Source organism: Streptomyces sp. NPDC059008, assembly GCF_042749045.1.
Taxonomy (GTDB): Bacteria; Actinomycetota; Actinomycetes; order Streptomycetales; family Streptomycetaceae; genus Streptomyces.
In genome coordinates this window covers 44,803-67,477 of the sequence record NZ_JBHYJC010000031.1, presented here as the reverse complement: position 1 = coordinate 67,477, position 22,675 = coordinate 44,803, and the positions used below count along the sequence as shown (strand labels likewise).

Below are 22,675 nucleotides of genomic sequence, written 5' to 3'. Positions count from 1 at the left end.
GCGCAGTGCCGCCGCACCCGCCGGAAATGACGGTCGGCAGCAACCGATGCGGCTCTGCCGTGCCCTCTCCCACCGCGGATCGATTCGTACGGCAGATCGTCAACTCGGGCCGCGACAACACCTGGAAGTCTGATCTTCGTGACCTGTGCCGCTGGATCGGGATTCGGCGGGGAATCCACATCGGTGTACGCACCGAGCGGCTCGCAGTCGTGGTGCGAGGCGCTCCTACGGAAGCCGCATCGCCCATGAGCCGCTTTCCTTCACCAGTAGGGAGATCGATCGATGGCTCACCGGATCAAGAGTGCCCTCCTGACCGCCGGCGCCTGCGCCGTCGTCCTCGGCGGGGCAGGCCTGGCCTCCGCCGACAGTGGTGCACAGGGCGCATCGCTCCACTCACCCGGTGTCCTGTCCGGCAACACCACCCAGATCCCCGTCCATGTTCCGGTCAACGCCTGCGGGAACACCCTCAGCATCGTCGGACTGCTGAACCCCACGTTCGGCAACACCTGCGTCAACACCTGACGCCTTGCCGTCACGCGGCGTTCCGAGGCGAGCAGCCCGCCCCGGAACGCCGAGTGCCGGCCGAGCGGGCCCTCGGTTTCCCTTCCCGAGGGCCCGCTCTTCGCGTCGTGGCGCTGACCGAATCCCGCGCCTACCGGATCCGAGAACGCCGACCGGAATGCCGCTGACCGGAATGCCGATGACCGGCCTTCCCCCCCTCGGACGGAATTCCGCGAGAATTCCGCGACCCCACACGCCGCTTTACCCCTAAAACCTTCTCTCGTTTACCTTCTGCGCCCCCTAGGCAATCGCGTCCTCACGTAGCACGATCGACTGTAAGGAGCCGGACCTTCATTTCGACACAGCAGGTATTCAGCACGTCCCTCACCGCCACCGCTCACCCCCGATTCGGCTCGCAATCCATCAGACTTTCCCCACCCTGAGCGCACCGGCGCGTCGCGTGGTCGCGGCGCCGGTGTTCGGCACCGCGACCACAGGACGCGCCGGTGCGGAAAGCGACACGTCATGAAACTGCTCGCCGAGCCACGGACGGACAACGGCTCCAAGCCCAACGGACTCCGGGCTCCCCCGCTCGCAGCCGATGCCGGCTTGCTGCTGCTCCGCCTGAGCGTAGGACTGATCATGGCCGGCCACGGCGCCCAGAAACTCTTCGGGCTCTTCGGCGGCGACGGGCTCACCGCGACCGGAAAGGGATTCGCCGCCCTCGGATACCGGCCGGGCGAGTTCTTCGCCGGCCTCGCCGGGGTCTCGGAGTTCCTCGGCGGTCTCGGTCTCGCGGCCGGGCTGCTCACCCCCTTGGCGGCCGCCGCACTGATCGGCGTGATGATCAACGCCATGGCGCTCTCCGCCCCCAAGGGCCTCTGGGGCCAGTCGGGCGGCCTGGAATACCCCCTGACCATCACCGTCGTCGCCCTCGCGGTCGCCGCGATCGGCCCCGGTCGCCTCGCGCTCGACAGGCCCTTCGTCTGGCGGGACGGGGGCTGGGGCTGTGCCGCCGTCGCCCTGGGTCTGGGCGGCCTCGGCGCCGCTCTCACCTTGGCCCTGTGATCCGGGGAATTCCCCACCTGAGATCCGGAGGCGCCCTGGAAAGACAACGCATCACACGCCGTGAACGAACACGGGCCACTCGACCGGCGTCGCGTGGGAGGGATACGCGGTAGCCGAGGGATCGGTCATGCGTCCAGAAGGGTCATGCGTCGGGGAGGGTGGCCTGCACTTGGCGCAGGAATGTCGCATTGTCCGGAGCGTGTCGCACCTTCTCCAGCAGTGCCTCCCCTTTCGCCGATCCATCGCCGGTTTGGAGGGCCCGCCGCAGTCGACGTGTGGCCGTCAACTCGGCTGCGGTGAGCAGCAGTTCCTCGCGACGGGTGCCGGAGGCGGTGACATCGACCGCCGGGTAGATCCGCTTTGCCGCCAGTGCGCGGTCCAGGCGGAGTTCCAGGTTGCCGGTGCCCTTCAATTCCTCGAAGTAGTAGTCGTCGGCCCGGGAGCCGGTCTCCACCAAAGCGGTGGCGAGAATGGTCAGCGAACCGCCCTCCTCCGCGTGGCGCGCGGCCCCGAAGAGCCGCTTGGGGCCGTACAGCGCGGCGGCGTCCACACCTCCGCTCAGCGTGCGTCCACCCGATGCGGCGGCATTGTTGTGCGCCCGGCAGAGCCGGGTCAGGGAATCCATGAGGATGACGACGTCCGCTCCGTGCTCGACGAGTCGTTTCGCGCGTTCCACGGCCAGTTCGACGAGCGCGATGTGCTCCTTCGGCGATCGGTCGAAAGTGGAGGAGAGCACCTCACCGCGTACGCGACGACGCATTTCGGTGACCTCCTCCGGTCGTTCGTCGACCAGGACCACCATCAGCCGGCATTCGGGGTGGTTGTCGGCGACGGCGGCGGCGAGCTGTTGCAGCAGAACCGTCTTGCCGGTCTTCGGCGGGGCGACGATGAGCCCGCGCTGCCCCTTGCCGACCGGGGCGACCAGGTCGACGATGCGTGACGTCAGACCGCCACCGGGGCTTTCGAGGCGTATCCGGTGTCGTGGATGCAGCGGCGTGAGATCACGGAAGTGCGGCCGGCCCCGCAGTTCTTCTGGCGGGCGACCGTCGACGGTCCCGACCTCCGTGAGCGTCCGCGGGCGGCCGCACCGGCCCACGACGAAGTCGCCTTTACGCAGACCGTTCTTACGGATCAGCGCAGCGGGCACTCGAACGTCTACGGGCGAGGCGAGGCACCCTTCCGTACGAAGAAAGCCGAATTCCTGCCGCTCGTTCGCGATATCGAGGATCCCGGCGGCCGGCTTGGCGATGTCGATTCGGGAATCGACCGTGGCCGTGGGGTCGGTCGAGTCGGTCGAATCAGTCGAATGGGTCTTGTTGGTCGAGTCGGCGGAGTGAGTGGGGTGCGTGGTGTGCTGGGTCTTGGTGGTGGTCACGGTGTCCTCTCGGGACGTATGGAGATGAGTACGCGGTAGGGCGGTACGAGGGGACCCGGCAGGTAGGGGGCGGTGGCTTCACGCCCCACGGGCGGGCAGGAGACCCGCGGCCGGGGAAAGAAGTGATGCTGCTGCTCGGCAGAACCGAGATCGGCGAGTGCCGGGCAGAGAACCGGAGCCGGACCGCCGTCGCCGGTCGGGACAGACAGGCCCGGGGCGTATCAGCGATGCGGAGCCGTCGCGAACGCACTGCGAAGAGAGAGGCAGAAACGAACGGACGCGATGGTGAGGGTGGTGCAGAGATGAGCCGGGCACCGGCGCCGTCATCGCGGCGAACACTAGTGCGCTCCGAACGCACTGTAGCACTCGTCGCGGACTGGCCGACAGGCCTTTCGAGATGCCTCTCGCCACCTCACCCCGCATCACGGACCGCGGATGAGCCTATGCTGAGCGCGATGTTCGCACCCCAGGGCCCCACGTTCCGTGAACTCGCCGTCCAGGCGCTGTCCTCCGTCGAGCGCGGCTATGACCTGCTCGCTCCGAAATTCGACCACACGCCCTTCCGGACACCGCAGTCGGTGCTGACTCCCGTGTCACGGGCGCTGCTGAGGCTGGGGCCGTTCGACAGCGGCCTCGACCTGTGCTGCGGTACGGGCGCGGGGATGGGCGTACTGCGGCAGGTGTGCCGGGAGCGGGTCACGGGGGTCGACATCAGCGCGGGCATGCTCGCCGTGGGCCGTGCCCGTGAACGGACGACCGCGACCGCGCCGCGCATCGACTGGGTACGGGCGGATGCACGGGCCCTTCCGTTCGGCCCGGTCTTCGATCTCGTCGCGAGTTTCGGCGCGTTCGGGCACTTTCTGCCCCGGGAGCGGCCGGGGCTGTTCGCGCAGGTCCACTCCGTGCTGCGCCCCGGCGGACGGTTCGTCTTCCCGATCGGCGCGCCGCCCCGGCCCGGGTCGCCTGCCTACTGGACGCTCCTGGCCTTCGATACGGCGATGCGGGTCCGCAATGCGCTGTGGCGCCCGCCCTTCGTCATGTACTACCGGGCGTTCCGGCTCGCCGACGTACGGGCGGAGCTGGCCCGGACCGGCTTCGCCGTGCGGTTGCACGCACTGCCGGAGCTGGGCCTGCGTCCCGATGGGAGCCCTCGGTGCCGGTTGGTGGTCGCCACCCGGAGCGGGTGAGACCGGACGGGGTGCGTGCGCCTCACCGGCCCCGCTGGGCGACCGGAGCACCGCCGTTCAGGGACGGGCAGGCGTGTCACCGTCCAAGGGCCGGCGGGTACCTCACCGTCCCGTCGTCGACGGCGTACCGGTGCCCTGCGTCCGAGCCGTGACGACCGCCGCCGCGTCCATGGCCTGCCGGGCCACCGCCGTTGCGTCCGCGAGGAGGGTGAGGTGCCCGCACCCGGGCCGGACGATGAGGCGACCGTCTCGGCAGGCGCGCAGGAAGCGCCGTTCGTCGCGGCGGAAGTGGTCGCGTTCGCCGTTCAGCAGCCATACCGGGCCCGGATACGCCGACAGCGTCGCGAGCGGGTCCAGCTCGCGGACAGCGGCGACGATGTCCGGCACGGCCTCGCAGCTCAGACCGCCCGCGGCCATGGCTCGCCCCAGCGGGTTCGGCAACGCATGACGGAACGCGAACACGCTGAGGCGGTTGGCCTCTTCCGGATACCGGGCCGCCGCTCGCGCCACTCCCCGGTACACGGCACCGAACGGTCCGCGGGGCAGGGCCGTACAGCCCATCGCCATCAGGCCCGCCACCCGGTCCGGGTGTCCGGCAGCCGTGGCCATCGCGACGTAACCGCCCAGGGACAGCCCCGCCACCAGGGCGCGGCCGCCGAGTCGATCCACCGCCTCGGCCACGGCCGCCACGGCGCCGGGCAGGGTGAACTTCTCGCCGCGCCTGGCCCCATGGCCCGGTAGGTCGGGTGCCGCCACGGGGTGGCGGGTTCCGATGGCGCGGACGACGGGTTGCCACATCGTGCCGCTGACGCGCATGCCGTGCACGAGGACGACGGGCAGCCCGGCTTCATTGGTCTCCATGCTCGGCACGCTACCCCAAATGCAACGCAACGTTGCGTTGTTTTTCGATGCTAGCCTTCCGTCATGAGCGAGGAACGACACGAGGGAACCCGGCGAAGCGGCGGCCCGCGGAGGGCACCGGAGATCTTCGACGCCACACTGGACCTGCTCGCGGAGAGGGGCTACGAGGGCCTGACCGTCGAGGGGGTCGCACAGCGGTCGGGGGTCAACAAGACCACGATCTACCGCTGGTGGCCGTCCAAGGGCGCCCTCCTGGGCGCCGCGCTCACGGGTGCCCGCCGACTCGACGTCGAACTCCCCGACACCGGCAGCCTCCAGGGCGATCTGGAGGCGCTGCTGCGCACGGTGGTGACCCTGCTGACCGTCCAACCAAGCTCCGACATCGCCGTCTCCGCGCTGGGCGCGGTCACCCACAGCCCCGAACTCGCCGGCCACGTCCGTGACTTCTTCGCCGATCGGATCGACCGCGAGCGACCCGTCTTCGACCGCGCCGTCGCACGTGGCGAACTCGCGGCGGACGCCGACCCGATGCTGCTGGTGGACCTGCTGGCCGGCGCCGCCTGGCTCCGCGTCGTACTGCGGCAGCTCCCGGTGGAGAAGGACTTCGTCTCACGAGCCGTGAGCACCGTCCTCAACGGCGCGTCCACTGCCCGACGGTGAGACGACGGTGAGGCGACGGGACCTGCCGGAAAACTGACGCAGCCTCCGCTTCGATTCCCCCTAAAGGGACTGTTTCGCCATCAACTACAACTTTACTGACTCTTGGTGTAGTTGAATCAACTTTCACTCCAGTCTCGAACGCAACAGCGGCGGACGCGACATGCACCACACTCCACCCGGAACCGTCGCTTCCATGCGCCGTGTGTGAAATAGGCGAGAAGCACGAGAGGCAACACCAAGATGACGATGAGGAACGGCAGAACGATCCGGTACGGGAGCCGGCTGATGGCGCTGTCGACGGCAGCACTGGGACTGGTCGCAGCCATGACCGTACCCGCTGCCGCAGACGACGGCCCCACCCGGGAGCAGCTCATAGCCGACTGCGCCTCCGGAGAGGGGAAGTGCAGCTTCAACGAGCCGACGCTCGGCAAGGCGTACCTCGGGGACTTCCGGCAGGTCTCCAACTCCCTTTACAACTGCAGCAGTTCGGATGCCACGCAGTCGATGGGCTGGGCGGACACGGTGGGTTCGACGGACAGCGCCGGGGTCTCGGTCACGGCCGGCGGGAAGATCGCCGGTCTGATCGACCTGAGTGTGACCGCGACGTACAGTCACACCTGGTCGAGCTCGCACACCGAGAACAGCTCCCTGAACATGACGGTGAAGCCGGGCGAGGTGGGCTGGATCTCCCGTGCACAGGTCATGCAGACCGTCTCGGGTACCTGGCAGACCCATTACGACAGCCCCAAGTGGGGGCACTACTTCTGGTTCGTGCCGGACACCGTCACGGGCCCTGCGCCCAACGGCACGGACGGGCAGAGCAATGCGGTGACGGTCAAGACCCGCAAGATGACCGCGTCGGAGAAGGCTTCCTGCTCCGCCGACGCGAAGAAGGGCCGGGCGTTCGTCGTGAAGCGCTGATCACGGCAGCCGCGGCCGCCTGACGGTGGGCGCGGCCGACGCCAGGCGCGGCCCGGCCGAGCAGCCGGCCGGCCCGGTGCCTCCCGGCCCACCCCATGGGGCCGGGAGGTTCCCCGGGCAGGGCCCCCGAGGGGCTCTCCCTAGTCCAGGGATTCGGCCGCCTTGGTCCGCGGGCCCCCCGCGTCACCGGTGTTGAGCGTCCCGGCGGGTTCGAGCAGCAGGACGGCGGTCTCCTCGTCCGCCAGTGGGCAGTGTTCGACGCCCCGCGGAACGACGAACAGTTCACCGGGTCCGAGCACCACATCGCCGTCCCTGAGCTGGATGGTGAGGCGACCACTGAGGACGAGGAACAGTTCGTCGGTGTCCTCGTGGGTGTGCCAGACGAACTCCCCCTTCAACTTGGCGAGCTTGACCTCGTAGTCGTTGAGATCGGCCACCTTCTTCTGCGACCAGAGGTCGCTGAACTGCGCGAGCTTGTCGGCCAGATCGACCGGGGCGGGAGGCTGTGACATCTGCGGTCCTTTCGCTGTCATGAGCTGTCAGCCTGCCGCGCCCGGACCTCCGCGATCTTGTACGTTCCTGGCATGACAGCAGCTCCGGGCCCACCCCCCACGACGGTCAGCGCCTGGCAGCCGTCGGTACCGGGTCTCTCCGAGGTCTTCCATGCGCGCTTCACCGATCACGCCTATCCGGCCCACACCCACGACACCTGGGCCCTGATGATCCTCGATGACGGCTCGGTCGACTTCGCACTCGACCGGCGGCGTCATGGGGCGACCGGCACCGGCAAGGTCGTTCTGCTGCCTCCCGGCGTCTCGCACGACGGCAGGACGGTCACCGCGACGGGCTTCCGCAAGCGCGTGCTCTACCTGGACACGACCGTGCTGCCGGAGCGGCTGACGGGCAGCGCGGTGGACGACCCGGTCCTCCACGACGCGCTGCTGCGCCATCGGATCCACCAGCTGCACACCGCCCTCGGCGACGCCGGCACCGCGACCGACGCCGGGTCCGAGGGCCGGCCCCGGGCCGGAGGCGGCTGCGGCGACGCCGCGTTCGAAGCCGCGTCCCGGCTGGCCTTCATCCGTGAACGGCTGTATCTCCACCTCGCCCCACCCGACCGCCTCGACGCGCTTGGGCCCCGTACTCCCGGCCGCGAGGCGAACCGGCTCGCGGCCGAGCTGCGGGAACTGCTGGACTCCCGGATTCCCGCCGGTATCTCCCTGCAGGAGGCCGCCGCCGTCCTGCACGCCCACCCCACCCATCTCATCCGCTGCTTCAAGCAGACCTACGGGCTGCCGCCGCACGCCTATCTGACCGGCAGACGCATCGACCGGGCCCGTCGGCTCCTGCTCGACGGCCACCGGCCGGCCGAGGTCGCACCGGCCGTCGGCTTCCATGACCAGGCGCATCTGCACCGGCACTTCACCCGCCATGTGGGCACCACACCGGGCCGCTACGTCGCCGCGCGAGGACATGGCTCGTCGTGAGGGCGCTGGGAGGGGTGTTTTGGCCGACCGTGGCGTTACGGGGAGCTGAAGTGCCGTCATTTCGGCCATCTCCCAGGGTTGTCGGCCCGACGCGCTGCGTGTTGTGCCTACAGTCCCGCCATGACGCATGGGCAGGACGTGGCCGGCGACCGGGTGCTGGTGGTCGGGGCGTACTCGGTCGATCTTGTGTACCGGGGGCTGACGGGACCCGTTGCGTACGGCAAGGAAGTGTGGGCCGAGGGCTTCAGCATGGTGCCCGGCGGGGCGTTCACCCTGGCCATGGGGTTGCGGCGGCTGGGGCGCGAGGTCGTCTGGGCAGCGGACTTCGGCAATGACCCGTTCAGCCTGGAGGTGCTCGCGGCGGCACGGGACGAGGGGCTGGACGAGCGGGGCTTTCGGCGCCATGCGCGACCGCTGCCCAATGTGACGACCGCGTTGTCCCGGCCCGGTGACCGGGCGATGGTCTCGTACGAGGAACCGGTCGTCGCCCCGCCGCTGGCGCAGCTGATCGAGACCTACCGGCCGGCGATGGTGATGCTGCCGTTCCTGCAGTACGGGCCGGCGGTGTCCAAGGCCCTGGACGCCGCCGCGCGAGTGGGGGCGGAGGTGTTCATGGACTGCCAGGACTACGCCGGCAGCGTCGACGTCCCCGAGGTGGCCAAGGCGCTCGGGCAGGTCGCCGTCTTCGCGCCCAACGCGGCGGAGGCGCTGCGGGTGACCGGGACCGGATCCGTCGACGACGCGCTGGAGGTGCTCGCGGGGTTGGTGCGCACCGTGGTGATCAAGCAGGACAGCAGGGGCGCGGTGGCCGCGCAGGGCGGTGTACGGATCGCGCAGCCGTCGCTGCCGGTGGACGTGGTGGACACCACTGGCGCGGGTGACTGCTTCAACGTGGGCTTCGTCCATCGCCGCCTCGCGGGCGGGACGCTCGCCGAGTGTCTGGCCGCCGGTGTCGTCTGCGGGGCGGCGTCCGTCACCGCGGCGGGTTCGGGCGCCGCGCTGGACGCGGCCGGACTCGAGCGGTGGCTGGCGCGCCTGGCGACGTAGCGCGGCCGTCTTCGTACGGCGCACACGGGCCGTACGGAGCCGCCAAGTGCAGACCTGCTCGGCGGAGCACCGACCCGTACCGCCGGAGTACCGACCCGTACCGCGCAGACGCGCCCAACGACAACGGGGGAAACATGGCAGCGCTGGTGTCGGACGAGCAGGCTCGGCGCGAGCCGTCGGCCGTGGGTGCCGGTGACCGGGTGCTGGTCACCGATCTGGACGGCACGCTGCTGGGCGGCGACCGCACGGACCGCCGGCGGCTGTGCCAGGCGCTCGACCGGCACCCGGAACTGACCGTGGTGTTCGCGACCGGTCGCTCCCTGTCGTCCGTCGAGGGGATCGTACGCGCCGATCCGCTCGTCCCCTCGCCCCGGTGGATCATCGCGGACGTCGGCGCGAGTGTGATCGACGGGAGGGACCGCACCTGCGTCGGCCCGTTGCAGGACCGGCTGCGTCACGGCTGGCCGGGGCAGCGGTGCGTACGGGAGCGGTTGGCGCGCTTTCCCGAACTCGTCTATCAGGACGGGGTGGTCCAGGAGGGCCGCTGCTCGTTCTTCCTGCGCCCCGAGCAGCTCTCCGAGGCGATCACCGACGCCGTGCGGGAGCTGGGTTGCGGATGGACGTACTCGGCGGACCGCTACTTCGACGTCCTGCCGGCCCGGGCGAGCAAGGGCAACGCCCTGGCCCTGCTCGCCCGTCGGCAGCGGTGGCGCATGGACTCGGTCCTCGTGGCCGGGGACTCGCTCAACGACCTGTCGCTGTTCCGGCTCGGCGCACGGGGCGTGCTCATGAGCAACGCGGAAGCCGCCCTCCGGGAGCGGATCCCCGACCGTGCCGACGTCCACCGGCCGGACCGTCCGGGGGCGGCCGGCATCCTGTCCGCGTTGGAGAGCCTGGGCTGGGTCGAGCGTGCTCGCCCCCTCGTGGTCGGCTATCACCGTCCGCCGGTGCGATGGGCCGACGGTCAGTGGCAGCAGCCCCTGAGCCCGAACGGCGTGCTGCCCACGTTGCAGGGCCTGTTCCGCCCCGGAGGTCCCGATGCCGTCTGGGCCACGGCGCTGGTCGGGGACGACGCCCCGCGGGGCAGGGTCGAGGTCGCGCAGGGCACGGGTGGTGTCGGGTACGGCGGCGGTGCCGGGCCGGGCAGCGGCGAGGGCGATGTGGCCACCCGTCCCGGGGTGCCCGCCCGTCCGGGTCCTGCGCACGGGACCGGTCTGCCGCTGGCGTTCCTCCCGGTGGCCGCCGCCGAGTGGACGGAGTACTTCCACCGGGCGTGCAAGGAGACGCTCTGGCCGGCGCTGATGTCCCAGCCCGAGCGGATGCGCTACAGCGCCTCGGCCTGGCGGCACTACGAGACGTTCAACGCGCGCTTCGCCGACCACGTGAGCGCCCATGCGGCGCGCGGCGCCACGGTCTGGCTGCACGACTACAACCTCTGGCTCGTGCCCGGCATCCTGCGCGCGACGCGGCCCGATCTGCACCTGGGGCTGTTCCACCACACGCCGTTCCCGCCGCCGGAGGCCTTCGCCCGCATTCCCACCGCCGAGCAGCTCCGTGACTCCCTCGCATGCCTGGACTGGGCCGGCTTCCACACCGCCGAGTTCGCCGGCCACTTCCGGCAGGCGCTGGCCGGGGCCCGTCGGGCACCGCGTACCGGCGTCCACCCTCTGGGCATCGACCGGCGGGCCGTGGAGGAGCTGGCCCGTACGCGCGGGGTGCCGGCGGCGCGGCCGGGGCCGGCCCTGATCCTGTCGGTGGAGCGACTCGACTACGCCAAGGCGCCGCTCGAAAAGGTCCGCGCCGTCGCGATCCTGCTCGACCAACACCCCGAATTGTGCGGGAAGTTGAGGTTCCGACTGGTGTGCCCGCCGCCCGAGCCGGGCATCCGCGTGCACGACGGCACCCGAGCCGCCCTGGAGCGCGCCATCGCCGACCTCAACGACCGCTGGCGCACCGGCGGTTGGGAACCGGTCGAGTACCTCCCCCGCGCCCTGTCCTTCGGCGAGGTGGTCGACCACTACCTGGCGGCGGATGTGTTCTGGGTGACGTCGCTGCAGGACGGGATGAACCTGACCGCCAAGGAGTTCATCGCCAGTCAGGCCGCCACCGGCCGGTCCGGGGTGCTCGTCCTCTCCCGCCACACCGGAGCGGCCTCCCAACTGGGGGCCGCCGCCCTGCTCACCGACCCGCACTCCTCCCGGGACCTCGTCGGCACCCTGCACCGCGCGCTGACCATGACGCCTTCGGAGCGCCTGGCCCACATCACCCGGCTCGCCGCCCTCCTCGACGACCAGACGCCCGCCCGCTGGGCCCGCCAGATCATCGGCGCCATCCCGCGGCCGTCGAGGAGGACGGTCGAGGCGACGGGCGCGGCGGGCGGACCGAGCGCGGCGAGTACGGCCGGCGCGGAAGAGGCCTTCATGCACTGAGCCGCTCCCCCGCCGCGCTTCGAAGAGCGCGGTGCGAGCGCCCGAACAGCGGGTATCACCCTGGGGAATCCGCATTCTTGCGCTCCCGGGAGCCGCTCATGAGGCACACCCATCCCCAGCCCGGCGACATCGGACTCACCCAGATCCCCGGCTTCACCGGCCGGTTGATCCGCTTCGGACAGTGGATCAACGGCGACGGCTTCGCCGACTACCAGCACGCCTTCCTGGTCCTGCCCGACGAGCGGCTGCTCGAAGCCCAGCCCGGCGGGTCGCGCATCCGGCCGCTCGCGGACTACGCCGACGACGATGTGCTCTATGTGTACCCGGAGGGGCTCACGGAGCAGCAGCGCGCCGGCATCTGCGCGGCGGCCTCCCGCTACGTCGGGGTGCCGTACAGCTTCCTCGACTACCTCGCGATCGCCACGCACCGTTTGCGCCTGCCCGTTCCGGGGCTGCGGCGCTATATCGCCAGCACCCGGCACATGATCTGCTCCCAGCTCGTCGACCAGTGCTATCTGGACGCCGGCGTGCACCTGTTCGCCGACGGGAGGTGGCCCGGGTACGTGACGCCGATGGCGCTGTACAACCTCCTGGGCCGTTGACGCCGCCCGAGCCGAGGAGAGGGGCGCCACTGAGGCGTGTCGATGAGTCAGGGGCGGTGTGTCCGGGGCGCCGGAGCCCTTCATCCGGCTGCTGGACCAGCGCCCCTCGCTCGTCGTCCTCGGTCGCCCTCGTCCGCCGTGCGGGCGTGCCCGGTGATCAGGTACCGGACTTGCGGCCGTAGACGTAGACGTCGTCGCCGTTCCTCAGCAGGGACCAGTACTTCTTCGCGTCGTTGCCGCGCATGTTGACGCAGCCGTGCGAGCCGGGGGCCGACCAGACGCTGCCGCTGATGGAGTGGAAGGCCTGACCGCCGTCGAAGAACTGGCTGTAGGGCATGGGGACGTCGTACAGCGTCGAGACATGGTGCAGGTTGCGCCAGTAGATCTTCTTGGCGCCGGTGCGGGTCTCGTAGCCGTCGCGGCCGCTGCGGATCGGGACCGGCCCGAACACCAGCCTCGATCCGTCCTGTATCCAGCTGAGCTGGCGGGTCAGGTCGACACAGGCTATTCGTCCCCGATTGGTGGGGCAATTGCCGGATTTGTTCGGATTGTGGCCGGCGGCCTTCTGCTGTGCGACCAGGCTCATCACGCCCCAGGTGACGGGACCGGCGTAGCCGATGTTCGGGGTGATGCCGTGGCTGGTCTGGAAGGCGCGGATCGCGCGGCAGTCGGAGGCCGACTGCCGGCCGTCGACCCGAAGGCCGAGGAACTTCTCGGCCTGCTTCTGGTAGGGGCCGCGGCTCGCGGTGCAGGCGGACGTGGCGGTCGCGGCCTGGGCGGTGGAGCCGAAGGCCGCCGTCAGCGGCAGGGTCAGCGCCGTGAGGGCGAGCGCCGCGCCCACCCGGCGGCCGGAGCCGGACCGCTGCCGTCTGCCGAGGATCACCGGCCGTCGCAGGTTCAGTCGTGGTTTCATGCCGGGTAGGACTGTTCGCCCGACCTGTCGGTTGCAGGCGTGACCGACCCGAAATAACGGCGTACGTCATATCCGGTCAGGTGGGGTGCCGCACCGGCCCTCACCCCGGCCCCGACCCGGTGCGCCGCACGGTCCGCCCCCGGCGTCGACGCGGCCCTTGCTCCGTACGCTCACGCCGACGGATCAGCCTCCCACCATTCCTTCGCTCCCCTTGCGACCATGGGCGCGCCGCCGGGGCTGACGCCCTCCGCCCGTCGTCGCAAAGGAGCCCGTATGACCGCCGCCAGCGCAGAACTGCTCGTCGATGCCTTCGGCCGCATCCGGGAGGTCGTCGAGGAAGTGGTCAGCGGGCTCGGCCCCGAGGAGCTCGGCGAGCGCCCCGACGACGCCGCCAATTCGATCGGCTGGCTGGTCTGGCATCTGACCAGGATCCAGGACGATCATGTGGCCGGTGCGGCCGAGGCGGAGCAGATCTGGATCTCGGACGACTGGTACGAGCGCTTCGGGCTGCCCTTCACGGCCGACGACACCGGATACGGCCACTCCCGCAAGGAGGTGGCCGCGGTACGGGACCTCAGCGCGCAGCTGCTGACCGGCTACCACGAGGCGGTCCACGACAACACCGTGCAGTACCTCGCCGGGATCGAGGACAAGGACCTCAAGCGCGTCGTCGACCGCGCCTGGTCGCCGCCCGTCACGCTGGGCGTCCGGCTGATCAGCGTCATCGCCGACGATCTGCAGCACGCCGGCCAGGCGGCGTACGTGCGCGGCCTGCTCGGTCGCTGAACGGCGGGGCGACAAGGGCGTCGAGTCCTGTGACGGTCAACCGGTGGACGCCGACCAGCGCCAGCGCGCATCGGGGCCATGAGTGCCCCGAGTGCTCCACGAAGCCCTCCCTTCATGAGAGTTGCCGCCACCCGCGTCGTTGCGGGCGGGGCGGAACGTGCGAGGCATTCCTGCCCCTGTCGCCGACGCGAGGGGCCCTCAGGGTTGATCAGGCCCCGCGCACCATCAGCAGAAAGTGATCGATCGATTGCACACTGCGGGTCCGACCTGCACATTCCTCCCCCTGGGGTGATCAATGCCATATCGGCAGGGGGTTTAATGGTGGGTAACTCCCGTTCGAGAGGGGGCGGTTCGCGCTCGGCGGCGACCTCACGAGGCGTCCGGGGCGGATACCGCACCCTCCGCGGCGGCCGGCGCGGACCTCACGGCTTTCGCTCCGCCCCATGCGTCCCGGCCGGGGTCACTGCGAACTGCCCCGACGGGATGGGTTGTTGCACCGCCGCGCCGGGGCGGGACGAGCCGCAGCACTGCCCAGAGGTCTGTGCGCGGTGCGTGCGGACCTGCGCAGCGCATGCACCAAGTGCCCCGGGTGCGCTCGGCGGACACCCCCGCAGCGGGTGAACGATCCCCCCGACCCGGTGGGGCATGCGCCTACGGCCTGAGGGGTGCGCCCCTGCCCGTCAGAGCGGGTGCGCCGTGGGCAGGCATGCCCGTGCTCCGGAGGCAAGGGGGCAGACCGAGCGGCGACGGCGCTACCGCGCGCTCTGCCGATGCGAACTCGGTGCGTGGTTGTCTCATCCCCGTCGAATTCATGGCGCCGCACGGAAATCGCGGTCCGGGCACCGCTCGAACGCGATTTCCGCAAGGCGTCACGTTTCCTGAATGGCCGCCGGGGAACTGCGCGGCAAGCGACGGGAGCAAACGCATGGAATTTCCGCAGGTATCGGAATCGACCGCCCGGAATGAATTCCGGGGCTACGGGGTCCGAGGCATCACGGCGGCAGCCGTACTGCTGGCGGCCGGCGCACTGAACGTGGCGGCCGAGCAGCCGGCCGAGGCGGCGGCAGGCGGGACGTGGGACCGCCTGGCCGGGTGCGAGAGCGGAGGCAACTGGCGTATCGATACCGGGAACGGGTTCTCCGGCGGGCTGCAGCTCGCCCACTCCACCTGGCGCTCGTTCGGCGGCCGGGCGTACGGGGTACGGGCGGCGCAGGCGACCCGGGCACAGCAGATCCACGTGGCGGAGCGGGTGCTGGCCCGGCAGGGGTGGGGTGCGTGGCCCGCCTGCTCGGCCCGGCTCGGGCTCAACTCGGCCTCGCGGCACACCGCCCCGCGGGTCACCACACCGCGGGTCACCACCCCGCGCCCCGCACCGCAGCACCGGGCCCAGCCGCCGGCGCGCCAGCGGCTGCCGCACCCGCAGTACCACCAGAAGCGGTACAAGCCGCGTCCGCAGCGCAGCGGCACCACAGTCGTCGTCAACACCGGGGACACGCTGAGCGGTATCGCGCAGGAATTCGGCTGCCACTGGCGGCAATTCCACCGGCTGAACCGCGAGGTGATCGGTGCGAATCCGGACCTCATTTACCCGGGCACGCGACTGGCCGTGCCGCGAAACAGCTCCCGCTGAGCACCAATTGAGCGGAAAGCGGGCAGCGGACACGAACTGAGCGCACCGTAGAACCGCTTCGAAACCCCGTTTCGAAGCCCGATCCAAAACCCGTCACGGAATACCCGGGTATTCCCCAGCGGTGGGTTGCAGGCCGTCCGTGGCGCCGCGGACGGCCTGCCCGCGCGAGCGGACCCGGTGGGGATGCGGGGCTCGACGAAGCGTCAGACCTTGGTGAAGCAGAGCGTGTAGTTGCCGCTGCGGGAGCGCGAGCCCGTGAACACGATGCTGGCGTCGTACTGCGGCCCGCACTTCTGGCCGGCGCCGTACAGCCGGTCGCCGGTCTTGTACTCGGCCTGGGCGGAACCGCAGTCGACGACCAACGGCCGCGGCGCGTCGTCGGTGCCCTGCATGTCGACGCAGTCACCGGTCTGCGGGGAGTACTTCTTGTTCTCCTCGGCCCGCGCGGACGCCGAGGCCTCGGCCTTGGCCTTGCCGCCGTTGGGGTTGGTGTTGTAGTCCCACACGTACCAGCCCACGCCGCCGAAGACCGCCAGCACGATGACGGCGGTGATCAGCCCCCGCAGCGGACTCGCCTGCCGCTGCGGCGGCCGCTGCGGCCCGCCCGGCTGCTGCGGATACGGGTGCTGCTGCGGCTGCTGGCCGTAAGGCTGCGGTGGCGGCTGCTGCCCGTACGGCTGCTGCTGCGGATACCCGTAGGGCTGCTGCGGCGGCTGGTTCTGGTAGGGCGGCGGCGGTGCGGACACGACGGAGGTCCCCCATGATTGACTGCACGAACGACGTCAACGCGTTGTTGACCGATGCAGGTTACCTGTCGTCAGCCGGCCGCCCGTCGGGCGGTCCCCCGTGCGCCCGGACGGCGCGCCGGGCCGGAGCTCTCCCGGCTCCGGCGCACCGGTGCGCCAGGGTGTGCAGGAGGGCGACCGTCAGGCGGTCGCGTACACGCGGGTCGCGAACTCCGCGATCTGCTTGTCATTGAGGTTCTTGGCGAGGTTGGCCTCGGTGATCATTCCGATCAGGCGGTGGCCGCCCTTGACGTCGATCACCGGCAGGCGCTTGATGTGGTTGTTCTCCATGGTCTCCAGGACCTTGGTGGCGTCCGCGTCGGCGTCGATCCAGTGCAGTTCCCCGCCCAGGGAACCGGCCTGCACGGACGCCGGGTCCACTCCTTCCGCACAACAGGTGACGACGATGTCGCGGTCGGTGATCATGCCCATGAGCTTGTTGTTGTCACCGCAGATGGGCAGGCATCCGACGTCGAGATCGCGCATCATCTTGGACGCGTCGTAGAGCGATTCATGCGCACCCACGCAGCGCACGCCGCCGGTCATGATGTCTCGGGCTCGCAGTTTGCCGGCCATGGTTCCTCCTGGCTTAAGGAGCGTTGCTTGCCTCGCCTTCGATGACACCACGAATGGCCCAACGACGCTTCCCGGGGAAGGGCCCGGCGGGCGGTGTTCGGCGACTGCCGGACCGGGCGCCGCCCCCGGGCATAGGGTCGACGCCCGTGACGCCGACGAACCCTTTCTTCGAACCGAGTGACCTGCCCTACGAGCTGCCGCCCTTCGCGCGGATCCGGCACGAGCACTATCTGCCGGCTTTCGCACGCGGAATGGCCGACCAGTTGGCGGAGGTGGCGGCGATCGGAAGCCGCGCCGATCCGGCGACCTTCGAGAACACCGTGGAGGCGATCGAGCGCAGCGGTGCGCTCCTGGGCCGGGTCCGGCGGGTGTTCGCCACCAAGGCGGCCGCGGACACCGATGAGGAGATCCAGGCCCTGGAGGCCGAGCTCGCGCCCCGGCTGGCCGCCCACGACGATGCGCTGCTGCTCGACTCCGCTCTGTTCGCCCGGCTGGAGACGCTCTTCGAGCGGCGCGAGCGCCTCGGCCTGGACGCGGAGCAGCTGCGGCTGCTGGAGCGCCACCACTCCCTCCGGGTGCGGGCCGGCGCACGCCTCGCGCCGGAGCAGCAACGGCGGCTGCGCGAGCTGAACACCGAGATCGCCGCCCGGAGCACCGAGTTCCGCAGGAATCTGCGTGAGGACACCGCCCGCGCCGCGCTGGTGCTGGACCACGCCGAGGAGCTGGCCGGTCTGCCGGCGGACCAGATCGCCGCCGCCGCGGAGAACGCCCACGCGCTCGGGCACAAGGGCAAGTTCGTGCTCAGCCTGAAGAACTTCTCCCACCAGACCGAGCTCGCCGCGCTCGACAGCCCCGAGTTGCGTGCGCGCCTGCTCGCCGCCTCACTGCGCCGCGGCGGCGAGCACAACGGCCCGATCGCGGTCGCGCTGGCCCGGCTGCGCGCCGAGCGCGCCGCCCTGCTCGGCTTCCCCAGCCACGCGGCCTGGGAGGTCGCCGACCGGACCGCCGGCACCACCGACGCCGTCGAGGACATGTTCGACCGGTTGACCGCCCCCGCAATCGCCAGCGCCGCGCGCGAGGGCGCGGCCCTGGCCGAGGCCGCCGGCGTCGCGCGGATCGGCGCCGCCGACTGGCAGTACTACGCCGAGCGGGTCCGCAAGGAGCGGTTCGACCTGGACGCGGCCGCGCTGCGGCCCTATCTGGAGCTGGAGCGGGTGCTGCGCGACGGGGTCTTCCACGCCGCGGAGCTGGTCTACGGGATCACCCTGACCGAGCGCCCCGATCTGGTGGCGTACCACCCGGACGCCCGGGTCTTCGAGGTGCGCGACGCCGACGGCGGCCCGCTCGGGCTGTACATCGGCGACTTCCACGCCCGCGAGTCCAAGCGGGGCGGCGCGTGGATGGACTCTCTGGTGCTCCAGTCCCATCTGCTGGGCCAGCGGCCCGTGGTGGTCAACAACCTGAACATCGCCAAGCCCCCGGAGGGCGAGCCGGTGCTCATGACCTGGAGCGAAGTCACCACGCTGTTCCACGAGTTCGGGCACGCGCTGCACGGCCTGTTCTCCGACGTCCGCTATCCGCTGCTGTCCGGTCTGCAGGTGCCGCGCGATTTCGTCGAGTTCCCCTCGCAGGTCAACGAGGTCTGGGCGGACCGGCCCGAGGTGCTGGCCCGCTACGCCCGGCACCACGTGACGGGAGAGCCGATGCCGGCCGACCTGCCGGCCCGTCTGCGCGAGGCGGAGAACTTCGGCGCGGGCTTCCGGATGGTGGAGCACCAGGCCGCCGCGGTGCTGGACTGGTCCTGGCACACCCTGTCCGCCGACGGCGACCTGCCGGGCGACGGCGACGCGGAGGCGTTCGAGGCGGCCGCGCTGGCGCGCGCGGGTCTGGCCGTGGCCGCGATCCCGCCGCGCTATCGCACCGGCTACTTCGCCCACATCTTCACCAGCGGGTACGCGGCGGGGTACTACGGCTACCGCTGGGCGGAGGTACTGGACGCCGATGCCGTGCGCTGGTTCCACGAGAACGGCAGGACGGTCCGGGAGAGCGGTGAGATCTTCCGCCGGGAACTGCTCGCCAAGGGCGGCAGCGTCGATCCCATGGAGGCGTTCCGCGCGGTGGTGGGACGCGATCCGGAGATCGGGCCGCTGCTGGCCCGGCATGGTCTGACCGGCTGAGCGGACCCGGTCGGCGCCTCAGCGCGCTTCGAACCGGGCCTGCCGCTCCCCCCGGAGGCGTCCGGCGGGGAGCTTGCGGCCGAAGGCGACCAGCAGCAGGTCCTGGGCGGCGCCGGACAGGGGGGCACCGGCGCCGAAGGACCAGTCGAGGTCGTCGGCGCGCAGTGCGACACCGCTGAGGTCGGCCCCGAAGAACCTGGCGGATCGGGGGGTGACGTGCTCCAGCAGGAGGCGCACCCGGTCTTCGGGGACCCGGCGGTCGAGGCCGAGGGCGACGGTGATGTCGAGGCCGTGCACCACGTCGTGGCCCAAAGCGGAGGCGAGCCCGCCGACCGGCGGTGTCCAGGGGTGGTGGGCGTTGTCGCGGAGGAAGGCGACGAGTTCGTCCGTCGACGCGCCGGCGGCGTCCCTGCGGGCGAGCCGGTCGGCCACCTTGTTGATGCTGCCGCCCGCCTTGACGAGTTCGGCGGCCACCTTGGGGAACGAGTAGCGGAAGCCCATCGACATATGGGCCGCGACCTCCCGCACCCGCCAGCCCTCACACAGGGTGGGCGCGTCCCACTGGGTGTCCGTCAGCCCCGCCAACATGTCCGCGAGTTCCCGGCGTTCGGCCGCAATCGCCGCTTTGATGTCCATGCTCCAAGGATCTTGTGTGTGTCGCCATAAGTCCAAGAGCTGGTGATTCTCCGTTCCATAACCATCAGTTCTAGGATGCGCACATGGAACTCCGGCAGTTGCAGTACTTCGTCGCGGTCGCGGAGGAGGCGAGCTTCACCCGCGCCGCGGCCCGTCTGCATCTGGCGCAGCCCGGGGTGAGCGCCCAGATCCGGCAGTTGGAACGGGAGCTCGGTCAGCCGCTGTTGGACCGCTCCGGCCGTTCGGTGACGGTGACGGAGGTGGGCGAGGCGGTGCTCGCGTACGCGCGGGCCGCGCTCGCCGCCGTCGAGGGCATCCGGTCCACGGTGGACGAGTTCACCGGGCTGCTCCGCGGCCGGGTGGCGATCGGTCTGCTGTCCGGCGCCGTCATCGGAGCCTTCGACGTGCCGGCCCTGCTCGCCGACTTCCACGACGACCACCCCGAGGTGGAGATCTCGCTCACCGAGGACAACTCGGAGCGGATGCTCGCCGCGCTGCACGCCGGCGCACTGGACATCGCGGTGGTCGGCCTCGCGGAAGAGGAGCCCCCGCAGGGCATCTCCCTGCAGATCGTGATCGATGTGCCGCTCGTCGCCGCCGTCGCGCCGGACGATCCCCTCCTTGCGCCCCCGGACCGCGGCAGCGTCCCGCTGGCCGCGCTGGGCGACCGCCCATTGATCAGCCTGCCGCGCGGTACCGGCCTGCGCGGTGTCCTGGAGCGGGCCTGCGCGCAGGCGGGCATCCGGCCCCGGATCGCCTTCGAGGCGGCCGCCCCGCAGGTGCTGGCGCAGCTGGCCGCCCGCGGGCTGGGCGTGGCGGTGGTTCCGGCGCTGCCGGAGCAGGCGGCGGCGGACCTGGGGCTGCGCACGCTGGAGATCACCGGGCCGCGGCCGCGCGGCCGGGTCGCGCTGGCCTGGCGGACGCGGGGACCGGCCGGCCCAGCGGCCAGGGCGCTGCTGGAGCGGCTCCGCCGCGCGCTGCCCGCGCCCGATTGAGGCGCGGGCGCCGGCTCACCAGGCGGCCGGCGCGTAGTCCTTCAGGAAGCAGCCGTAGAGGTCCTCGCCGAGCTCGCCGCGGACGATCGGGTCGTACACCCGGGCCGCGCCGTCGACCAGGTCGAGCGGGGCGTGGAAGCCCTCCTCGGCCAGGCGCATCTTGTCGGGGTGCGGGCGCTCGTCGGTGATCCAGCCGGTGTCCACGGCGGTCATCAGGATGCCGTCGGTCTCCAGCATCTCCCGGGCGCTGGTGCGGGTGAGCATGTTCAGCGCGGCCTTGGCCATGTTGGTGTGGGGGTGGCCGGCGCCCTTGTAGCCGCGGCTGAACTGGCCTTCCATCGCGGAGACGTTGACCACGTACTTACGGCGCGCGGCGGCCGCGGCCATCGCCGGGCGCAGCCGGCTCACCAGCAGGAACGGCGCGGTCATATTGCACAGCTGGACTTCCAGGAGCTCGACCGGGTCGACCTCGTCCACCTTCTGGATCCAGCTGTTGGTCGCGTGCAGGTCCGGGACGAGCCCGCCGGCGTCGATCGCGGTCCCCGCCTCGATGCGGGCCGGCGAGGCGGAGCCGGTGGTCAGGGCGAGGGCGGTGACGTCCTCGGCGGTCAGCCCGCCGTGCCCGGCCGCCGAGGCGGCGGGGAGGGCCGCGGGGGCGCCGCTGCCGAAGTTGCCCAGGACCAGGGAGGCCGGCAGCTCGCCGGCGGGCAGCGGAGCCGACTCGGCGGCGAGCAGCTGCCCGTACGCCTCGGGCGAGCGGCGCACGGTCTGCGCGGCGTTGTTGATCAGGATGTCGAGCGGGCCCTGTGCGCTCACCTCGTCGGCGAGCGCGATGACCTGGGCCGGGTCGCGCAGGTCGATTCCGACGATCTTCAGCCGGTGCAGCCACTCCGCGCTGTCCGGCATCGCCTTGAACCGGCGGACGGCGTCGTTCGGGAAGCGGGTGGTGATCGTGGTGTGGGCGCCGTCGCGCAGCAGCCGGAGTGCGATGTACATGCCGATCTTGGCCCGCCCGCCGGTGAGCAGTGCACGCCTGCCGGTGAGGTCCGTACGGGCGTCGCGGCGGGCCCGGTTCTCCTGGGCGCAGGGCCGGCAGAGCTGGTGGTAGAACGCGTCGACCTCGGTGTAACGGGACTTGCAGACGTAGCAGGACCGGGGGCGCTCCAGGATTCCGGCGATCTCCGTGGTCACGGAGCTGGCGAGGGCCAGGCCCTGGGTCTCGTCGTCGATCCGGTCGGGCGCTCCGGTGGCCGTGGCCGCGGTCACCGCCTTGTCGTTGGCCGTCTTCGCCGCCCGGCGCTCCTGCCGCCGGCGCTGCTTGACCTTGCGGTAGATGCCCGCGGTGGCGCGACGTATGGCGATCGCGTCGGGGTGGTCCAGCGGCAGCGCGTCCAGCTCTTCGAGCACGCTCAGGCAGACCGCCATCCGCTCCGAGTCGATACCCGCGCCATCGGCCCGGCCTGTTTCGGTCACCGTCATCGCCGCTGCCGCTTCCCTGGGATCGTACGTTCTATTTTTCGTGCTTCGGCGGAACTGTACGTAGGCAGGGACGCGTCCGCCAAACCGGTGCGGGCCCGGCGCTCTCCGGCACCGGGCCCGCACGGCGGTCGGCCGCCCGGCCTCAGGTCACCGGGTCGTGCCCCAGCTCGATGTCGCAGTCGCTGCGCCCGGCGGCTCCCACGCTCACCGAAGCGGCCGCCGGCGGACAGCCGCCGGCGATCAGCGTGTAGGCGCCGCCGTCGAGGCCGGTGAGGGCATACGCACGGAGCCGGGCTCCCGGCCCGAGCCGGACCCGGTACCGGTCGCGGCTGCCGGCGGCCACCTCGGCCTTCGGGCCGGGCCGGCGGCCGGATCGGCTCGGCCCGGCCGTCGGGGTGAGAACCGCGGATCAAGGAGCGCGGCCCGTTCGGTGGCGCGCTGACGGCGGTGGTGTGCGAAGGCGTCCCGCCCCGCGTTGCCGGTACGTGGCAAGGCTAGCGGGCCCGGGGTGCCACGGCGGCCCGCCGTACCTCCAACTCACCGGTGGACGCGGGGTGTTG

Annotated in this window: 22 protein-coding genes; 13 read left to right on the top strand and 9 right to left on the bottom strand. The window is 71.3% G+C overall.

Features of this window, described 5'->3' with window-relative positions; all coding sequences use genetic code 11:
* Nucleotides 1-282 precede the first annotated feature (282 nt).
* Complete coding sequence (locus ACFWZH_RS28600) at nt 283-522, top strand: chaplin (RefSeq protein ID WP_384437321.1); 240 nt, start codon at nt 283-285, stop codon at nt 520-522.
* A 504-nt stretch (nt 523-1,026) separates the two neighbouring features.
* Nucleotides 1,027-1,569 (top strand): DoxX family protein, encoded by a 543-nt coding sequence (locus ACFWZH_RS28595; protein WP_384437318.1) that lies wholly within the window; start codon nt 1,027-1,029, stop codon nt 1,567-1,569.
* Between the two features lie 142 nt (nt 1,570-1,711).
* Here ACFWZH_RS28595 and rho read toward each other — a convergent pair whose 3' ends face one another.
* Nucleotides 1,712-2,824, bottom strand: a complete 1,113-nt coding sequence (gene rho, locus ACFWZH_RS28590; RefSeq protein WP_384437386.1) for a transcription termination factor Rho — start codon at nt 2,822-2,824, stop codon at nt 1,712-1,714.
* Nucleotides 2,825-3,399: 575 nt separating this feature from the next.
* Here rho and ACFWZH_RS28585 point away from each other — a divergent pair.
* The gene (locus ACFWZH_RS28585; RefSeq protein ID WP_384437315.1) at nt 3,400-4,131 is read left to right on the top strand and encodes a class I SAM-dependent methyltransferase; all 732 of its coding nucleotides are present in this window, start codon (nt 3,400-3,402) and stop codon (nt 4,129-4,131) included.
* A gap of 102 nt (nt 4,132-4,233) precedes the next feature.
* On the opposite strand, the gene ACFWZH_RS28580 is transcribed toward ACFWZH_RS28585, so the two are convergent.
* On the bottom strand, nt 4,234-4,992 hold the full coding sequence (locus tag ACFWZH_RS28580) for an alpha/beta fold hydrolase (protein ID WP_384437312.1): 759 nt from the start codon (nt 4,990-4,992) through the stop codon (nt 4,234-4,236).
* A gap of 63 nt (nt 4,993-5,055) precedes the next feature.
* On the opposite strand from ACFWZH_RS28580, the gene ACFWZH_RS28575 reads away from it, so the two are divergent.
* Together ACFWZH_RS28575 and ACFWZH_RS28570 are read left to right on the top strand one after the other, a co-directional pair.
* Complete coding sequence (locus ACFWZH_RS28575; protein ID WP_384437309.1) at nt 5,056-5,652, top strand: TetR/AcrR family transcriptional regulator; 597 nt, start codon at nt 5,056-5,058, stop codon at nt 5,650-5,652.
* 246 nt (nt 5,653-5,898) lie between these two features.
* Nucleotides 5,899-6,573 carry a hypothetical protein gene (locus ACFWZH_RS28570; RefSeq protein WP_384437306.1) on the top strand — a complete coding sequence of 225 codons (675 nt, stop codon included), beginning with the start codon at nt 5,899-5,901 and terminating at the stop codon, nt 6,571-6,573.
* Between the two features lie 140 nt (nt 6,574-6,713).
* Here the strand turns inward: ACFWZH_RS28570 and ACFWZH_RS28565 are convergent, their stop codons facing one another.
* Nucleotides 6,714-7,085, bottom strand: coding sequence for a cupin domain-containing protein (locus ACFWZH_RS28565; RefSeq protein WP_384437303.1), 372 nt, complete (start codon nt 7,083-7,085; stop codon nt 6,714-6,716).
* Nucleotides 7,086-7,157: 72 nt separating this feature from the next.
* On the opposite strand from ACFWZH_RS28565, the gene ACFWZH_RS28560 reads away from it, so the two are divergent.
* The 4 genes from ACFWZH_RS28560 (at nt 7,158) to ACFWZH_RS28545 (ending at nt 12,138) form a co-directional block, all read left to right on the top strand.
* Nucleotides 7,158-8,060, top strand: a complete 903-nt coding sequence (locus ACFWZH_RS28560) for an AraC family transcriptional regulator (protein ID WP_384437301.1) — start codon at nt 7,158-7,160, stop codon at nt 8,058-8,060.
* A gap of 120 nt (nt 8,061-8,180) precedes the next feature.
* On the top strand, nt 8,181-9,107 hold the full coding sequence (locus tag ACFWZH_RS28555) for a carbohydrate kinase family protein (RefSeq protein WP_384437298.1): 927 nt from the start codon (nt 8,181-8,183) through the stop codon (nt 9,105-9,107).
* A gap of 134 nt (nt 9,108-9,241) precedes the next feature.
* Nucleotides 9,242-11,536: a trehalose-6-phosphate synthase gene (locus tag ACFWZH_RS28550; RefSeq protein ID WP_384437295.1), complete on the top strand. Its 2,295-nt coding sequence runs from the start codon at nt 9,242-9,244 to the stop codon at nt 11,534-11,536.
* 98 nt (nt 11,537-11,634) lie between these two features.
* Entirely contained in the window at nt 11,635-12,138 is a 504-nt protein-coding gene (locus tag ACFWZH_RS28545) for a hypothetical protein (RefSeq protein WP_384437292.1), read from the top strand.
* Between the two features lie 157 nt (nt 12,139-12,295).
* On the opposite strand, the gene ACFWZH_RS28540 is transcribed toward ACFWZH_RS28545, so the two are convergent.
* Complete coding sequence (locus ACFWZH_RS28540; RefSeq protein ID WP_384437289.1) at nt 12,296-13,051, bottom strand: L,D-transpeptidase family protein; 756 nt, start codon at nt 13,049-13,051, stop codon at nt 12,296-12,298.
* A gap of 273 nt (nt 13,052-13,324) precedes the next feature.
* Between ACFWZH_RS28540 and ACFWZH_RS28535 the strand changes: the two genes are divergently transcribed.
* The gene (locus ACFWZH_RS28535; protein ID WP_384437286.1) at nt 13,325-13,837 is read left to right on the top strand and encodes a DUF664 domain-containing protein; all 513 of its coding nucleotides are present in this window, start codon (nt 13,325-13,327) and stop codon (nt 13,835-13,837) included.
* Between the two features lie 925 nt (nt 13,838-14,762).
* Complete coding sequence (locus tag ACFWZH_RS28530; RefSeq protein ID WP_384437283.1) at nt 14,763-15,467, top strand: transglycosylase family protein; 705 nt, start codon at nt 14,763-14,765, stop codon at nt 15,465-15,467.
* A 203-nt stretch (nt 15,468-15,670) separates the two neighbouring features.
* Here ACFWZH_RS28530 and ACFWZH_RS28525 read toward each other — a convergent pair whose 3' ends face one another.
* Entirely contained in the window at nt 15,671-16,213 is a 543-nt protein-coding gene (locus ACFWZH_RS28525; RefSeq protein ID WP_384437280.1) for a hypothetical protein, read from the bottom strand.
* A gap of 180 nt (nt 16,214-16,393) precedes the next feature.
* Nucleotides 16,394-16,828, bottom strand: a complete 435-nt coding sequence (locus ACFWZH_RS28520) for a CBS domain-containing protein (protein WP_384437278.1) — start codon at nt 16,826-16,828, stop codon at nt 16,394-16,396.
* A 146-nt stretch (nt 16,829-16,974) separates the two neighbouring features.
* On the opposite strand from ACFWZH_RS28520, the gene ACFWZH_RS28515 reads away from it, so the two are divergent.
* Nucleotides 16,975-19,005, top strand: coding sequence for a M3 family metallopeptidase (locus ACFWZH_RS28515; protein WP_384437275.1), 2,031 nt, complete (start codon nt 16,975-16,977; stop codon nt 19,003-19,005).
* 18 nt (nt 19,006-19,023) lie between these two features.
* Here ACFWZH_RS28515 and ACFWZH_RS28510 read toward each other — a convergent pair whose 3' ends face one another.
* Nucleotides 19,024-19,641: a maleylpyruvate isomerase family mycothiol-dependent enzyme gene (locus tag ACFWZH_RS28510; protein WP_384437272.1), complete on the bottom strand. Its 618-nt coding sequence runs from the start codon at nt 19,639-19,641 to the stop codon at nt 19,024-19,026.
* An 83-nt stretch (nt 19,642-19,724) separates the two neighbouring features.
* On the opposite strand from ACFWZH_RS28510, the gene ACFWZH_RS28505 reads away from it, so the two are divergent.
* The gene (locus tag ACFWZH_RS28505) at nt 19,725-20,636 is read left to right on the top strand and encodes a LysR family transcriptional regulator (protein ID WP_384437269.1); all 912 of its coding nucleotides are present in this window, start codon (nt 19,725-19,727) and stop codon (nt 20,634-20,636) included.
* A 15-nt stretch (nt 20,637-20,651) separates the two neighbouring features.
* On the opposite strand, the gene ACFWZH_RS28500 is transcribed toward ACFWZH_RS28505, so the two are convergent.
* Both ACFWZH_RS28500 and ACFWZH_RS28495 read right to left on the bottom strand, forming a co-directional pair.
* On the bottom strand, nt 20,652-22,115 hold the full coding sequence (locus ACFWZH_RS28500; RefSeq protein ID WP_384437266.1) for an SDR family NAD(P)-dependent oxidoreductase: 1,464 nt from the start codon (nt 22,113-22,115) through the stop codon (nt 20,652-20,654).
* A gap of 142 nt (nt 22,116-22,257) precedes the next feature.
* Nucleotides 22,258-22,458: a hypothetical protein gene (locus ACFWZH_RS28495; protein ID WP_384437263.1), complete on the bottom strand. Its 201-nt coding sequence runs from the start codon at nt 22,456-22,458 to the stop codon at nt 22,258-22,260.
* Nucleotides 22,459-22,675 lie beyond the last annotated feature (217 nt).

Coding starts and splice junctions, on each gene's coding strand:
- ACFWZH_RS28600 (WP_384437321.1), top strand. CDS start 283: ATGGCTCACCGGATCAAGAGTGCCCTCCTGACCGCCGGCGCCTGCGCC.
- ACFWZH_RS28595 (WP_384437318.1), top strand. CDS start 1,027: ATGAAACTGCTCGCCGAGCCACGGACGGACAACGGCTCCAAGCCCAAC.
- ACFWZH_RS28585 (WP_384437315.1), top strand. CDS start 3,400: ATGTTCGCACCCCAGGGCCCCACGTTCCGTGAACTCGCCGTCCAGGCG.
- ACFWZH_RS28580 (WP_384437312.1), bottom strand. CDS start 4,992: ATGGAGACCAATGAAGCCGGGCTGCCCGTCGTCCTCGTGCACGGCATG.
- ACFWZH_RS28575 (WP_384437309.1), top strand. CDS start 5,056: ATGAGCGAGGAACGACACGAGGGAACCCGGCGAAGCGGCGGCCCGCGG.
- ACFWZH_RS28570 (WP_384437306.1), top strand. CDS start 5,899: ATGAGGAACGGCAGAACGATCCGGTACGGGAGCCGGCTGATGGCGCTG.
- ACFWZH_RS28565 (WP_384437303.1), bottom strand. CDS start 7,085: ATGTCACAGCCTCCCGCCCCGGTCGATCTGGCCGACAAGCTCGCGCAG.
- ACFWZH_RS28560 (WP_384437301.1), top strand. CDS start 7,158: ATGACAGCAGCTCCGGGCCCACCCCCCACGACGGTCAGCGCCTGGCAG.
- ACFWZH_RS28555 (WP_384437298.1), top strand. CDS start 8,181: ATGACGCATGGGCAGGACGTGGCCGGCGACCGGGTGCTGGTGGTCGGG.
- ACFWZH_RS28550 (WP_384437295.1), top strand. CDS start 9,242: ATGGCAGCGCTGGTGTCGGACGAGCAGGCTCGGCGCGAGCCGTCGGCC.
- ACFWZH_RS28545 (WP_384437292.1), top strand. CDS start 11,635: ATGAGGCACACCCATCCCCAGCCCGGCGACATCGGACTCACCCAGATC.
- ACFWZH_RS28540 (WP_384437289.1), bottom strand. CDS start 13,051: ATGAAACCACGACTGAACCTGCGACGGCCGGTGATCCTCGGCAGACGG.
- ACFWZH_RS28535 (WP_384437286.1), top strand. CDS start 13,325: ATGACCGCCGCCAGCGCAGAACTGCTCGTCGATGCCTTCGGCCGCATC.
- ACFWZH_RS28530 (WP_384437283.1), top strand. CDS start 14,763: ATGGAATTTCCGCAGGTATCGGAATCGACCGCCCGGAATGAATTCCGG.
- ACFWZH_RS28520 (WP_384437278.1), bottom strand. CDS start 16,828: ATGGCCGGCAAACTGCGAGCCCGAGACATCATGACCGGCGGCGTGCGC.
- ACFWZH_RS28510 (WP_384437272.1), bottom strand. CDS start 19,641: ATGGACATCAAAGCGGCGATTGCGGCCGAACGCCGGGAACTCGCGGAC.
- ACFWZH_RS28505 (WP_384437269.1), top strand. CDS start 19,725: ATGGAACTCCGGCAGTTGCAGTACTTCGTCGCGGTCGCGGAGGAGGCG.
- ACFWZH_RS28500 (WP_384437266.1), bottom strand. CDS start 22,115: ATGACGGTGACCGAAACAGGCCGGGCCGATGGCGCGGGTATCGACTCG.